15 protein-coding genes are annotated in these 13,773 nt (G+C 54.0%); 10 read left to right on the top strand and 5 right to left on the bottom strand.

Annotation, left to right across the window (positions count from 1 at the left end):
* Nucleotides 1-75: 75 nt before the first annotated feature.
* A complete protein-coding gene (locus FZF21_RS03065; protein WP_003856571.1) occupies nt 76-1,422 on the bottom strand; it encodes a PTS cellobiose transporter subunit IIC in 1,347 nt (448 codons plus the stop codon).
* 328 nt (nt 1,423-1,750) lie between these two features.
* Between FZF21_RS03065 and FZF21_RS03060 the strand changes: the two genes are divergently transcribed.
* Entirely contained in the window at nt 1,751-2,209 is a 459-nt protein-coding gene (locus FZF21_RS03060) for a YbaK/EbsC family protein (RefSeq protein ID WP_003856572.1), read from the top strand.
* A gap of 37 nt (nt 2,210-2,246) precedes the next feature.
* On the opposite strand, the gene bglJ is transcribed toward FZF21_RS03060, so the two are convergent.
* On the bottom strand, nt 2,247-2,882 hold the full coding sequence (bglJ, locus tag FZF21_RS03055) for a DNA-binding transcriptional activator BglJ (protein ID WP_096204487.1): 636 nt from the start codon (nt 2,880-2,882) through the stop codon (nt 2,247-2,249).
* Nucleotides 2,879-3,616 carry a LuxR C-terminal-related transcriptional regulator gene (locus FZF21_RS03050; protein WP_017383841.1) on the bottom strand — a complete coding sequence of 246 codons (738 nt, stop codon included), beginning with the start codon at nt 3,614-3,616 and terminating at the stop codon, nt 2,879-2,881. The genes bglJ and FZF21_RS03050 overlap by 4 nt, the downstream gene beginning before the upstream one ends.
* 389 nt (nt 3,617-4,005) lie before the next feature.
* Between FZF21_RS03050 and FZF21_RS03045 the strand changes: the two genes are divergently transcribed.
* The 9 genes from FZF21_RS03045 to FZF21_RS03005 all read left to right on the top strand — a co-directional run bounded on the left by FZF21_RS03045 (nt 4,006) and on the right by FZF21_RS03005 (nt 11,299).
* Nucleotides 4,006-4,782, top strand: coding sequence for a threonine/serine exporter family protein (locus FZF21_RS03045; protein WP_017383842.1), 777 nt, complete (start codon nt 4,006-4,008; stop codon nt 4,780-4,782).
* Entirely contained in the window at nt 4,773-5,246 is a 474-nt protein-coding gene (locus tag FZF21_RS03040; protein ID WP_015572605.1) for a threonine/serine exporter, read from the top strand. Before FZF21_RS03045 ends, FZF21_RS03040 begins: the two co-directional genes overlap by 10 nt.
* A gap of 44 nt (nt 5,247-5,290) precedes the next feature.
* A complete protein-coding gene (locus tag FZF21_RS03035; RefSeq protein WP_045338421.1) occupies nt 5,291-5,743 on the top strand; it encodes a MarR family transcriptional regulator in 453 nt (150 codons plus the stop codon).
* 84 nt (nt 5,744-5,827) lie between these two features.
* On the top strand, nt 5,828-6,256 hold the full coding sequence (locus FZF21_RS03030; RefSeq protein WP_047737207.1) for an organic hydroperoxide resistance protein: 429 nt from the start codon (nt 5,828-5,830) through the stop codon (nt 6,254-6,256).
* Nucleotides 6,257-6,380: 124 nt separating this feature from the next.
* The gene (gene dnaT / locus FZF21_RS03025) at nt 6,381-6,926 is read left to right on the top strand and encodes a primosomal protein DnaT (protein ID WP_003856579.1); all 546 of its coding nucleotides are present in this window, start codon (nt 6,381-6,383) and stop codon (nt 6,924-6,926) included.
* Nucleotides 6,923-7,660 carry a DNA replication protein DnaC gene (gene dnaC / locus FZF21_RS03020; RefSeq protein ID WP_003856580.1) on the top strand — a complete coding sequence of 246 codons (738 nt, stop codon included), beginning with the start codon at nt 6,923-6,925 and terminating at the stop codon, nt 7,658-7,660. Before dnaT ends, dnaC begins: the two co-directional genes overlap by 4 nt.
* An 84-nt stretch (nt 7,661-7,744) precedes the next feature.
* Nucleotides 7,745-8,227 (top strand): DUF2501 domain-containing protein, encoded by a 483-nt coding sequence (locus tag FZF21_RS03015; RefSeq protein WP_015572603.1) that lies wholly within the window; start codon nt 7,745-7,747, stop codon nt 8,225-8,227.
* A 271-nt stretch (nt 8,228-8,498) separates the two neighbouring features.
* The gene (gene opgB, locus FZF21_RS03010) at nt 8,499-10,790 is read left to right on the top strand and encodes a phosphatidylglycerol--membrane-oligosaccharide glycerophosphotransferase (protein WP_047737211.1); all 2,292 of its coding nucleotides are present in this window, start codon (nt 8,499-8,501) and stop codon (nt 10,788-10,790) included.
* On the top strand, nt 10,790-11,299 hold the full coding sequence (locus FZF21_RS03005) for a GNAT family N-acetyltransferase (protein ID WP_023295882.1): 510 nt from the start codon (nt 10,790-10,792) through the stop codon (nt 11,297-11,299). The genes opgB and FZF21_RS03005 overlap by 1 nt, the downstream gene beginning before the upstream one ends.
* Before the next feature lie 138 nt (nt 11,300-11,437).
* Here FZF21_RS03005 and tsr read toward each other — a convergent pair whose 3' ends face one another.
* Both tsr and hpaR read right to left on the bottom strand, forming a co-directional pair.
* The gene (gene tsr, locus FZF21_RS03000) at nt 11,438-13,102 is read right to left on the bottom strand and encodes a methyl-accepting chemotaxis protein (RefSeq protein WP_017383845.1); all 1,665 of its coding nucleotides are present in this window, start codon (nt 13,100-13,102) and stop codon (nt 11,438-11,440) included.
* Nucleotides 13,103-13,185: 83 nt separating this feature from the next.
* Nucleotides 13,186-13,626 carry a homoprotocatechuate degradation operon regulator HpaR gene (hpaR, locus tag FZF21_RS02995; protein WP_017383846.1) on the bottom strand — a complete coding sequence of 147 codons (441 nt, stop codon included), beginning with the start codon at nt 13,624-13,626 and terminating at the stop codon, nt 13,186-13,188.
* Nucleotides 13,627-13,773: the final 147 nt, after the last annotated feature.

Below are 13,773 nucleotides of genomic sequence, written 5' to 3'. Positions count from 1 at the left end.
TGGCCCGGCCTGAAACCCGCAGAGAGAGGGAACAAACACTAAAAACGGCAACCTGCGTTGCCGTTTTGCTTTTACCTAAGCGACCTGCTGATTTTCCTCTTCTCCATTACGCTGTGCTTCTTCCGCTTCCTGCTGAAGCAACTGTTTCTCGTACACCTTGAAGAACGGGAAATAGATAATGGCGGAAACGCAGGCCAAAACCAGCACCAGAATGGCTGCACGGAAATCCCAGCCCAGCGCCCAGGCGGCACCAACCGGAGCCGGTGCCGTCCACGGCACAACGGAAATCACGCGGCCAATCAGATCAAACTTCATCGCTGCCCATGCCAGCACGGCATTAACCATCGGCGCCAGCAGGAAAGGAATAAAGAACACCGGGTTCATCACAATCGGCGTACCGAAAATCACCGGTTCATTGATATTGAAAATGCTTGGTACCACGCTCAGACGTCCAATGGAGCGCAGGTGCGCGGAGCGGCTACGCAGATAGCAGAACACCAGCCCCATCGTCGCCCCCGATCCGCCGATAACGATAAAGAACGTCCAGAAGGCTTCCATAAAGATGTGTGGCAAAGGCTGGCTCGCCGCCAGCGCGGTCTGGTTCGCCCCCAGGTTTGTCAGCCAGAACATTTGCAGCATCCCGGAGACAATCGCCGCGCCGTGGATCCCGGCAAACCACAGCAGGTGGCCAATCAGCACCGCCAGCAGGATCGCAGGCAGCGAGTCAGCCGCAGAGACCAGCGGTTTGAATATCGACATGATGGCCTGTGGGATCAGCATACCGAACTGCGACTGGATCAGCAGGCTCAGCGGGTATAGCGTGAGCACCACCACCAGCACCGGGATCAGCAGGTCAAACGAGTTTTTGATCATCGGTGGAACCTGGTCTGGCAGGCGGATCCCGATATTGTGTGCTTTCAGGAAACGCATCATCTCAACGCAATAGATCGCCACCAGAATCGCGGTGAAAATACCGGTCCCTCCCAGGCTATCCACCGGTAAAGCGCCTTTGGTTTTAGGGGCGGCGACCAGCAGGAACGCCATCAGCGACAGCATCGCGCACATGAACGGATCCAGCTGATGCGTTTTAACGTAATGTTTGCCCAGGTTGTAGGCGATAGCCGCACAGATATAAAGGGACATCACCCCCATCGTCATATCAAACGGCGTCAGAATTTGACCTTCAAACTGCTTCGCCATATCCAGCCAGGCGCGAGCAAAACCCCAGGTGGTATCAGGCGAAAAAGGCGGGTAAGCGAACACTAATAAAAATGAGCCCACAATCATAAACGGCATCGCTGAGATAAATCCGTCACGAATAGCCATAACGTGGCGCTGGGAAGAGATGCGCCCGGCAATAGGGCTGACATAATTTTCAACGAAGCGGAAAATCAGATTAAATGCAGCGTGGTTGGCAGACATAGCAGATCTCCTGTCAGACGTTCGTTTTGGACGCTCTCACGTCACACGTTGTTCCATACATCAGCGTCACAACCTTGCCGGATCGTGTACCTGCGGTACTGCTCAAACGGAATGGTTTCATAATTAGCTCTTATTATTAGATACAGGGGAAGTTACACACTTAGTATTAATCTCTGCATCACGCTCTGCAACCGGTTACTGTAACCGGTTTCTGTGAATGTGAAGGCGATCCAGAAATCGTCCCTGACGGATATTTGTTACTTAAGGGATATTTACAGCGACTAAATTCTTATGACAGATTACGCAGGATATTTGTCAGGAGGAATCAATGAGTTTGCAGTCTGTACAACAGTTTTTTGCCGAACACGCTCCGGATATAGAGATCATTGAGCTTAACCAAAGCACAGCGACTGTTGCCCTTGCTGCTGCCGCGCACAACGTTGAACCCGGCCAAATTGCCAAAACGCTGTCACTGAAAATTAAAAATGACGTGATTCTGGTGGTTGCAAAAGGCGATGCGCGTCTGGATAACAAAAAGCTTAAAGAGACATTCGGCGCGAAAGCCCGCATGCTCAGCAGCGATGAGGTCGTCACCCTGACGGGTCATCCTGTTGGCGGCGTCTGTCCTTTCGGACTGGAAAATCCGCTCTCTGTTTACTGTGACATCACATTAAAACAATACGCGGAAGTGTTACCCGCAGCGGGTGCCATCCACAGTGCGGTGCGTATATCGCCCGACAGAATGGCGGAGCTGACCGCAGCAAAATGGGTCGATGTCTGCATCTAAACGTTGCGCCAGAAGAACTCTGGCGCACCACTTAACGCTAAGAGAATGAAGGAACGGTGAGAGCGGAACGACGAACTTCCCGGGCAGGGAGATGCGCCAGGATATCCGCCGCATCCAGTAATCCCACGTCAGAATTGACGCCCAGCTTTACCATTGCGTTAAACTTATGCGCCCGGATGGTTTTAATATTGCGTTCAAGCTGCGCCGCAATTTCAGGGATTGAAAATCCCGATGACATATAACGCAGTATTGCCCTTTCGGTTGGGCTTAACATACGATTCTGGCTCACACACCAGTGATTGTACATGTTGTCATTCACCTGATGCGTTTCGCTGAGTAATGTCTCCAGCCCCTCCATTAGCTGCTTTAGCGGAACCGATTTACTGATTATCCCATGCAAGCGAGAAGGCGAAAGATGGCTGACCAGCCTCGCCTCCATTTCGTCAGAGGCCAGCACGATACGCTGGACGTCGCTGTGGGTGAAGGTGAGATCCCGTAAACAGGCCAGACAGTTTCTCCGCTCTTCACGCTCATCAGACAGTGAATAGATAACCGCATAGAATGAGATATCCACGAGCGCCGCTTTAAAGCTGGCGAATCTGCTAAACAGGTGCACCTGGTAATGGCTCAGGGCGGGCATCGCAAAGAGATGCTTCAGCCCTACAGCGCTCATTGAGCAGCTTTCGATGACGGCGATATGTCTTGTTGCAGTGGTCTTTTCCATTCCTCAAACTCTCCATAAGCCGACATTAAACTGAGTTCTCGCATTCCCTGGGTACTGCTTATCCACGCGTACATATCGGCATTACTGCGAAGTGATAAGCGGCGCATTGCACTGTTTTTTTGTGCACTGATCGTTTTATTACTTTTATTCAGCAGCGTGGCTATTTGGTTGATTCCCCAACCTTTACCTAATAAACGCAACACCTTGCGTTCAGAGTGGGTGAGCGCAATCATTTGCTCACTCTCTTCTTCAATATCGGACGTTTCCGGTATTAATAACGTCTGGCTTATTCGCTCGGCACGTTCACTGCCCGCGCGAATAGCGTTAATAACGCCTTCGATCGGTTCCATATCCGAAAGCAGCGTGCTTTCCGGACGCATAAGAAGCTCTACTGCAAGTGGATAAAGGGGACGCGAGACAAGGAATATCCAGTGAATGTCCCGATACTGATTCATTAATCCATAATACTGCTCAAGCGTGCCGCGAGGATTACGATACTCACCTGAAATATCGGCAATAACGACCCCAGCGCGACGCAATTGTAGTAGCGTCAACTCCTGCATCGAACGGCAGTACGTTATTTCAAAATCAGGAAAATGACGCGTCATGACGCCACCTAGCCCATTTTGCATAACCGGCACTCTACTAATCACCACTCCGTGTTTACCATTCAATGGCAACATAGACCCTCCCTGTCATAAATTCATTATTTAAGAACGAACTAACCCTACGAGTTTAAACACGCTTGCATCCCTCAGTACAAAACGGCTTAATACTCGCAAATCAGAAGAAATGTCACATGGGTTAAGAAACGCCCAATACTCGCTTAATATCGCATAAAGACCACAAAACTTTAATTAAGATTGCGTGAAAAGATTGAAAATATGAAATTAGAAATACTTAATATATTGTCTTTATAAATCTCTATTTTTATATTCATTAAATAAATAGAAAGTGCGGTTTTCTCCCCCTGCTCACGCGACTGATTGCACAAATGTTGATCTGGCCCAGCGCAAAGGGCCCGGCCCTTTGTGTTAAAAGTAAGCAATCTCTCTTCTCTTCAGGGCGTTTCATGCAGGCAGATCGGTCTACGCAACGTGCTACCACGCGGCTATGTATTCAGTGCGGGCTTTTTCTCTTACAACACGGGGCAGAAAGCGCCCTCGTGGAAGAACTTTCCACACGCCTTGGGCTGGCGCTGGGGATGGACAGCGTTGAGAGCTCCATCTCGTCAAATGCCATTGTGCTGACCACCATTAAAGACGGACAGTGCCTGACCTCCACCCGTAAAAATCATGACCGCGGCATTAACATGCACGTCGTGACGGAAGTGCAGCACATCGTGATCCTTGCTGAACACAAGCTGCTCGATCTGAGGGAGATAGAGAAACGCTTCAACCAGATCAAACCTCTCCGGTATCCACGCTGGCTGGTTGTGCTGATGGTGGGACTCTCCTGCGCCTGCTTCTGCAAGCTCAACGCGGGCGGCTGGGACGGCGCTGTCGTGACCTTCTTTGCCAGCAGCATCGCGATGTATGTCCGCCAGTTGTTGACGCACAGGCAACTGCATCCGCAAATTAACTTCTGCATCACGGCGTTCGTGGCGACAACCGTATCCGGCCTGCTTTTGCGCCAGCCTTACTTCGCCAGCACGCCTACTGTTGCGATGGCCGCCAGCGTATTGCTGCTGGTGCCGGGTTTTCCCTTAATCAACGCCGTCGCTGATATGTTCAAAGGCCACATCAACACCGGTCTGGCGCGCTGGGCGATAGCCAGCCTGCTGACGCTGGCGACCTGTATCGGGGTGGTAATGGCCATGACACTCTGGGGGTTACGCGGATGGGCGTGATGGATTTTCTGCTCGCACTGGCGCAGGACATGCTCCTGGCAGCCCTTCCCGCCGTTGGCTTTGCGATGGTGTTTAACGTCCCACAGCGTGCATTACCCTGGTGTGCGCTGCTGGGTGCCATTGGCCACGGCTCACGTATGATCATGATGACCTCGGGCTTTAATATCGAATGGTCGACGTTTATCGCCTCCATGCTGGTCGGCAGCATCGGTATTCAGTGGTCCCGCTGGTATCTGGCGCACCCGAAAGTGTTCACCGTGGCGGCAGTCATTCCTATGTTCCCGGGCATTTCAGCCTATACGGCGATGATCTCCGCCGTCAAAATCAGCCACTTTGGCTACAGCGAACCGCAGATGATCCTGCTTCTGAGCAATTTCCTTAAAGCCTCGTCGATTGTGGGCGCGCTCTCCATCGGCCTGTCGATCCCCGGATTATGGCTTTACCGCAAACGTCCACGCGTATAATAAAATCGCTTGCAATTGTATCGTGCGCTATCTATATTCATTTCATGGACGCAAAAACGAACGACACCACCAACGCGCTTCTGCTGGATAACCAGCTCTGTTTTGCCCTCTATTCGGCAAATCTGGCGCTTAACAAGCTGTACCGGCAACTGCTGGCGCCGCTTAACCTGACCTACCCGCAATACCTGGTGATGCTGGTGCTGTGGGAGCAGGATGATATTACGGTGTCAGACATTGGCGAGCGGCTGTTCCTGGATTCCGCCACGCTGACTCCCCTGCTGAAACGCCTGGAAAGCGCAGGATTAATCTTCCGCCAGCGTTCCCGTCAGGATGAGCGTCAGGTCGCCGTCACCCTGAGCGACACGGGTCGGGCGCTGCAACAGCAGGCCGTGACGATACCCCACGCCGTGGGCTGTGCAGCGCAGTGTGATACCGACACCATGCTGGCGCTCAAGCAACAGCTCGAACTTTTGCGCCAACAGCTTCATCGCGCGTAAGGCTATACTTTACGCGTCTGATTCTAACTTAATACATCGCGCGCTATTTAATAGTGCATATAAACGTAAGATGAGGAACCTGCCATGTCTTTAGAAAAAGTTGTCTACACTGCCAAAGCCAAAGCAACCGGAGGCCGTGATGGCCGCGCAACGTCTTCCGATGGCGTTCTGGATGTCAAACTGGGTGTGCCAAAAGAGATGGGCGGCATGGGGGGTGAAGTAACCAACCCTGAACAGCTGTTCGCTGCGGGCTACTCCGCCTGCTTCCTGGGCGCAATGAAGTTCGTTGCGGCACGCGACAAATTCGCTCTGCCAAAAGACGCCTTTATTGAAGGCGAAGTGGGGATTGGCCCGCTGTCAACCGGTTTTGGTATCGAAGCGAAGCTGAACATCCACGTTGAAGGGATGGACGCAGCGGAAGCCAAAAAACTGGTGGATGCAGCGCATATCGTCTGTCCGTACTCTAACGCGACGCGCGGCAATATCGACGTGACGCTGAACATCATCGCGTAAACAGCCCTTGTGATTTTAGCCCCGGTAAGCGTAACGCCGCCGGGGAAATCCTCTCCTTTCCTCTCCTCTCTCTGTGCTACCATAACCCTCAATCACGCCCGTAGTAATCAGTTGAGAAAGTGTTATGTCCTCCAGAATCCTGACCACCAGCATTGCTGGCATCGATGCCTTTATGCGCGATCCTCGCGGTGTGTTGACGCACGCCGAAGGCGGCACGCTCGCGGTATTTGCCGACAACGCCCCGGCGTTTTATGCGGTCACGCCGGAACGTCTGGCGCAGCTTCTGGAAATTGAAGCGAAGCTGTCGCGTCCGGCGAGCGATGTCATGCTGGATAATCAGTTTTTTGACGAACCCGCCAGCGCCCCGGTGGCCGTTCCAATGGGGAAATTTCCCATGTACGCCGGTTGGCAGCCGGACGCCGATTTTCAGCGGCAGGCGGCCTTATGGGGAATAGCCCTCGCGCAGCCCGCGACGCCAGAAGAGCTGGCGGCCTTTACCGCTTACTGGCAGGCTGAAGGAAAAGTCTTCCACCATGTTCAGTGGCAGCAAAAGTTCGCGCGCAGTCTGCAAATCAACCGCGCCAGCAACAATGGCCAGCCAAAACGTGATATCAATGCCTTTTCAGAACCGGACAAAAAAATCCCTGATGGATTCCGAGGTGCGAAATGAAAAACGTCGGCGACCTGATGAAACGTTTGCAGAAGATGATGCCCGCCAACGTGAAGCCCGCCTTCACCACCGGTGAAGAGCTGCTGGCATGGCAAAAAGAGCAAGGTAAAATTCGCGCGGCTGCCCTCGCCCGCGAAAACCGCGCGATGAAAATGCAGCGCACCTTTAACCGCTCGGGCATTCGCCCTCTGCACCAGAACTGTTCCTTCGAGAATTATAAGGTCGAGTCACAGGGGCAGATGAACGCCCTCAACCAGGCGCGCCAGTACGTGGATGAATTTGACGGCAACATTGCCAGCTTCATCTTTAGCGGAAAACCCGGCACGGGGAAAAATCACCTTGCGGCCGCTATCTGCAACGAGCTGCTGCTGCGCGGGAAGTCAGTGCTGATTATCACCGTGGCCGATATTATGTCCGCCATGAAGGACACCTTCAGTAACCGCGAAACCAGCGAAGAACAGCTGCTGAATGATTTGAGTAACGTGGATTTGCTGGTCATCGACGAGATCGGCGTCCAGACGGAGTCCCGCTACGAAAAAGTGATCATCAATCAGATTGTCGATCGCCGTTCGTCGTCAAAACGCCCGACCGGTATGCTGACGAACCACAATATCGACGAGATGACCCGACTTCTTGGCGAGCGGGTGATGGATCGCATGAAGCTGGGTAACAGCCTGTACGTCATCTTCGACTGGGACAGCTATCGCAGCCGCGTCACCGGCAAAGAGTATTAAGATATTTCCAGGGAGCACCGGAAGAGCAGAGGTATATACTGAACCCACTTTTGGCCCAAAACGGACCTTGTTGAGTAAATCATTATGAAAAAACAGTTTCTTATCAGCATCCTTACTGGCGCCCTGCTGGTGACTGGCGCAGCGCAGGCCGCATCATGGCAGGAGTCGCTCTCCAGCGCAGCAAGTGAGTTAACCAAAGAGAGCGGCACTTCCCAGGGCGGGCTGTCAGCCTCGTCCCTCACCGGCCTGCTGAGTAACAGCTCCCAAAGCCTGAGCGCCGGAACGATGAACAACGCGGCGGGCATTCTGGAATACTGCGCGAAGCAGAAACTGGCTTCCGTTACCGATACCGAAAACATCAAAAACCAGGTGCTTGGTAAACTGGGTCTGGACACCCAGGAGCAGAAAGCGGACACCAACTATATGGACGGTATTCAGGGTCTGCTGAACGCGCAAAATGGCCAGCAGCTGAACCTCAGCACCCTTGGAAATTCATCTCTGGCGAAACAGGTGAAAACGAAAGCCTGCGATCTGGTGCTGAAACAAGGCGTTAATTTCCTCTCCTGATCGCCTCCCATTTTCTGCCACAACACGCCGGGTTTATTACGTTAGTCTTACACCGCGGCGTGAAGTGCGTTTTTTTACCCCCTGCCACCACCTCAGCCTCCGTGTGCCACGATGCGACTGTATTCAAAAATCCGATTTTATAAACCAAATCCTAACAACAGCACACTTTCGTGACACTAAAATTGCAGCTAAGCGACATCGCAATTACATTGTATTACCCAAAAAATAAGCAATTAGCCGGCTAATCGTCCGGCATGATGAGGATCTGCTGTTGTCAGAGTTAATGTCCCTTGTCCTTTTCCTGGCTTCCATCGGCGTTTATGCCTGGAAAGCCGGTCGTCACACCTGGTGGTTTGTGGCCACCCTGGTGGTGCTCGGCATTTTTATTGTTTTAAACATTACGTTATATGCCAGCGATTACTTTACCGGCGACGGTATTAACGACGCGGTGCTCTACACGTTGACCAACAGCCTGACCGGCGCTGGTGTGGGTAAGTACATCCTTCCGGGTCTGGGGCTGGTGGTCGCCCTGGTGGGCATCTTCGCCGCGCTGGCCTGGGTTCTGCGCCGTCGCCGTCACCGTCCGCATCATCATGGCTACAGCCTGCTGGCGCTGTGCCTGGCGCTGGCCTCCGTGGATGCCAGCCCGGCATTCCATCAAATTACCGAGCTGGTAAAATCCCAGTCGCGCGATGGCGATCCGGACTTTGCGGCCTATTACAAAGAACCCTCGAAGAAGATCGACAATCCCAGACTCAACCTGGTCTATATCTACGGCGAAAGTCTGGAACGCACCTATTTTGATAACGATGCTTTCCCGAACCTGACGCCAGAGCTTGGCGCGCTGAAAGACCAGGGCCTCGACTTCAGCCACACCATGCAGCTGCCCGGTACGGATTACACCATCGCCGGGATGGTGGCCTCTCAGTGCGGCATTCCGCTGTTCGCTCCGTTTGAAGGCAACGCCTCCGCCTCAATGTCGAGCTTCTTCCCGCAGAATATTTGCCTCGGCGATATCCTGAAAAACTCGGGCTATGAAAACTACTTTATGCAGGGCGCTAACCTGCGCTTTGCCGGGAAAGATGTGTTCCTGAAATCCCACGGTTTCGATCACTTGTATGGTTCCGAAGAGCTGAAAACCACGGTGGCCGATCCGGCCTACCGCAACGACTGGGGCTTTTACGACGATACCGTTCTTGATGAAACCTGGAAGAAATTCGAGGAGCTTTCCCGCGCCGGTAAACGCTTCTCGCTGTTTGCGTTGACCGTTGACACGCATCATCCGGATGGTTTCGTCTCACGCACCTGTAAACGTCAGGGCTATGACATTGACGGTAAAAACAACAAGTCGTTCAGCGCCGTGACCTGTAGCCAGGAGCATATCGCGGCGTTAATCGAGAAAATCAAAGCGTCGCCGTATTTCAAAAATACGGTCATCGTCGTCTCATCTGACCATCTGGCGATGAAAAACAGCGCCTGGGATGAGCTGAATAAGCTGGATCGCAGCAACCTGTTCTTTGTGCTGCGCGGCGATAAACCGCAGCAGGAGATCATTGCCGCTAAACGTAACTCGATGGATAACGGCGCTACCGTGCTGGATATTCTGGGTGGCGATAACTTCATTGGCCTGGGCCGCAGTACGCTGTCGGTCCAGTCCCTGTCGGAAATCTTCCTCAACATGAAGGAAAAAATCCTCGCCTGGAAGCCGGATATCATTCGTCTGTGGAACTTCCCGAAAGAGATAAAAGACTTCACCATCGATCAGGATAAAAAAATGATCGCGTTCTCCGGCAGCCATTTCCGCCTGCCGCTGCTGCTGCGCGTGTCGGATAACCGCGTCGAGCCGCTGCCGGAAAGCGAATACTCCGCGCCACTGCGCTTCCAGCTGGCGGAATTTGCCCCGCGCGATAATTTCGTCTGGGTCGACAAATGCTACAAAATGGGCCAGCTCTGGTCGCAACAGCTGTCGCTGTCCACCGACTGGTGCGTCTCTCAGGGGCAACTCGGCGGCGAGCAGACCGTGCAACACGTTGACAAACCGCAGTGGCAGGGAAAAACCGCGTTTAAAGATACGATTATTGATACCGCACGCTATCAGCGCAACGTAGACCTGCTGAAAATCGTCGACAACGACATTCGTTATAAAGCAGACAGCTTCATCTTTAATGTTGCCGGCGCGCCGGAAGAGGTGAAGCAGTTCAGCGGTATTTCACGGCCGGAATCCTGGGGGCGCTGGTCTAACGCGCAGTTGGGCGATGAGGTGAAAATTGAATATACCCATCCGCTGCCGGAGAAATTCGATCTGGTGATCACCGCCAGGGCATTTGGTCCCAACGCAAACCGTCCTATACCGGTGCGCGTCGGCGATAAAGAACAGACGCTGACGCTGAGCAACGATGTCACCACCAGCACGCTGCATTTCGATAACCCAACGCGCAGCAATACGCTGGTCATTGTGCCACCCGATCCGCAGTCCACTAACGAAGGGAATATTCTCGGTCACTCTCCGCGCAAGCTGGGGATCGGCATGGTGGAGATTAAAATTGTGAGCAGCGCTGGCTGATGACGGCGTTCACTCTTCGCCCGACGCGCATCGACGACGTCGCTGCCCTGCCCGCCATTGAACGCGCGGCGGGGCAGCGGTTTCGCGACGTTCCTGAGCTGGCCTGGCTGGCAGACAATGAGGTTATTTCTGTTGAAGATCACCTCGGTTACGCCGGACGCGGATTAAGCTGGCTGGCGCTGGCTGACGACAGGCCCGTGGGTTTTATTCTCGCCGAAGCTCATCCATCGTCGCTGTTTATTGTGGAACTGTCGGTTCACCTGGACTGGCAGGGACGAGGTCTTGGACGCCAGTTAATCGCCCGTGCCGCCGCGCATGCCCGCAGTCTGGGGCTGAACTCGCTGACGTTAACGACGTTTCGTGATGTCCCGTGGAATGCGCCCTTCTACAGGCGATTAGGGTTTGAAATGATGACGACGCAGACGCCGGAACTGCGCCAGAAACGCGAGGAAGAGACGGCGCACGGTTTAGCGTATGGTTCCCGCTGCGCCATGCGCCTGCCTCTGTAAAATCGCCCGGTGGCGCTGCGCTTACCGGGCCTACAAAACCCAATTCCGCCGGCCGGGTAAGGCGTAGCCGCCACCCGGCAAATTGCACAATCCGTAGGCCGGGTAAGGCGTAGCCGCCACCCGGCGAAACGCACAGCGTCAGAACGTTTCCCAGTTATCGCCCGCGTCTGCGGTCGCCGGTTTACGCGCCACTACCGGTGCGGCAACGCTTTTCGCCGAGGCGAACTCGCGCGCCTTCATCTGTTCCTGCTGAATACGGAACACCGCAACGGCCTGCGTCAGACGGCTCGCCTGCTCTTCCAGTGCCGCGGCCGCCGCCGCAGACTCTTCCACCAGCGAGGCGTTCTGCTGGGTCACGCGATCCATCTCAGCCACCGCCAGCCCAACCTGGTCGATACCGCGGCTCTGCTCGTCAGACGCAGACGCGATTTCGCCCATGATATCCGTCACGCGCGTTACCGCATTCACGATCTCACCCATGGTTTCACCCGCGCTTTCAACAAGCGTTGAACCAATTTCCACGCGCCCCACGGAGTCTTCAATCAGGCTCTTGATCTCGCGAGCCGCCTGGGCGCTGCGCTGCGCCAGGTTTCGGACTTCACCTGCAACCACCGCAAAACCACGCCCCTGCTCGCCCGCACGCGCCGCTTCTACCGCCGCGTTCAGCGCCAGAATATTGGTCTGGAAGGCAATCCCGTCGATCACGCTGATGATATCGGCGATTTTCTGCGAACTGCCGGCGATGTCACGCATGGTCTGCACCACGTTATCCACCACCTTGCCGCCTTTCTGCGCGGTTTCAGACGCGCTCAGCGCCAGGTTGCTCGCCTGACGGGCGTTCTCGGCGTTCTGCTTCACGGTGGCAGTCAGCTGTTCCATGCTGGCGGCGGTCTCTTCCAGAGAGGCAGCCTGCTGTTCGGTACGGGATGAGAGATCGTTATTGCCCATCGAGATTTCGCTCGCACCGCTGTAAATAGCGTTGGCGCCGTTACGCACGTCACCCACGGTACGCACCAGCTCGCCCTGCATATGGCGCAGGGAGTCAGCCAGTACACCCATCTCGTTGGAGCCTTCCACGTCGATGCGCTTCACCAGGTCGCCGCTGGCGATATGACGAATGCTGTCAATCAGACGGTTCAGCGGCGAAATTAGCGCCTGACGAATACCCAGCCAGACGGCAACAATCACCACCAGCACCGCAGCCAGCACGCTAATCAGCACCCAGATAGCCTGGCGGTAAGAGCTGTTGCTGTCTTCAACCGCGGTCTGATACAGCGCGTCGTTCTGTTGCAGGTAGTTGACGTACTGCTTCTCAAAGCCATCCTGATAGCTCTGGGTCGGCTGGTCGAAGAACTCATTGATTTTGCCCGCCCCCAGCAGCTGGATCAGCTCAGCCAGCGCGCCATGGTAAATATCGTAATTACGTTTGATTTCCAGTGCCGCAGCGTCGCTCTGACGCGGGTCGCGCGGCAGCGCTTCGTAATCCGCCCAGTTTTTTTCCGCCTGTTTCAGAGACGCAGAGGCAATCTGCATCAGCTCGGCGACGGTTGAGCCGCTGCCGATATTGTTCTGATCCATCATATAGCGGATACCCGCGCGGTTCAGGGTGTTACGGGTTTGCAGCAGCGCCACCCAGCTACCGTTCAGGGTGGATTGTTGCTGGCGAATGGTTTGCAGGATGGTGAAATTCTCTTTGTCATGCTTCAGGGCATTGAAGAAAAGACCACCAGACGTGAGTTGTAAAAGGCCAAATATCGCTAAAACCAGCAGTAAGCTGGTGACAATCTTGATTCGGTTTAACATGTTTTCTCTTTCCTCAGGCAGATACAGAATATTCGGCCTGGCATGAGAAAACTTTACGAAAATCATCCTGGAATTTAGGGTTTTTACGCTTCGTCCCTCGCGGCGATATGTCGGTTTCCAAGTTCAATAAACTCTTCCAGCAGCGCCGTGAGCTGCTTCATCTTCTCAGGCGTATATTCCGCCTCTATCTGCTGGTACGCCTCTTCCACCTGAGCCTGAGCACGCTGGTACAGCGCGTTGCCTTCTTTCGTCAGCGACACGTACAGCTTGCGCTGGTCAGTCACCGGTTTTAAGCGCAGCACCAGACCGTCGCGCTCCATCCGCGTCAGAATGCCGGTCAGGCTTGGGCGCAAAATACAGGTGCGGAACGCCAGATCGTGAAAATCCATGGAGGGATGCTCGGCCAGCACGCGGACGATACGCCACTGCTGCTCGGTCAGATTATGCCGCTTCACTATCGGGCGGAAGTAGCCCATCGCCGCTTCACGCGCCTGCAACAGCGCGATGGTTAATGAGTCATGCATCATCTACCCCTTACATCATTAACAAATAAACAATTAAAAACAGATGCTTTTATAGACAACACGTTTTAACCCAAAAAGTCTAACAGAAACAAAGCTATTTTTTTAACTTATTGATTTAAATATCAATCCACCCTTTTATGTAAATTT

This window comes from Enterobacter sp. LU1, assembly GCF_008271405.2.
In the GTDB taxonomy this organism is placed as follows: Bacteria; Pseudomonadota; Gammaproteobacteria; order Enterobacterales; family Enterobacteriaceae; genus Enterobacter; species Enterobacter hormaechei_C.
This window is presented reverse-complemented; position numbering and strand designations above follow the sequence as displayed.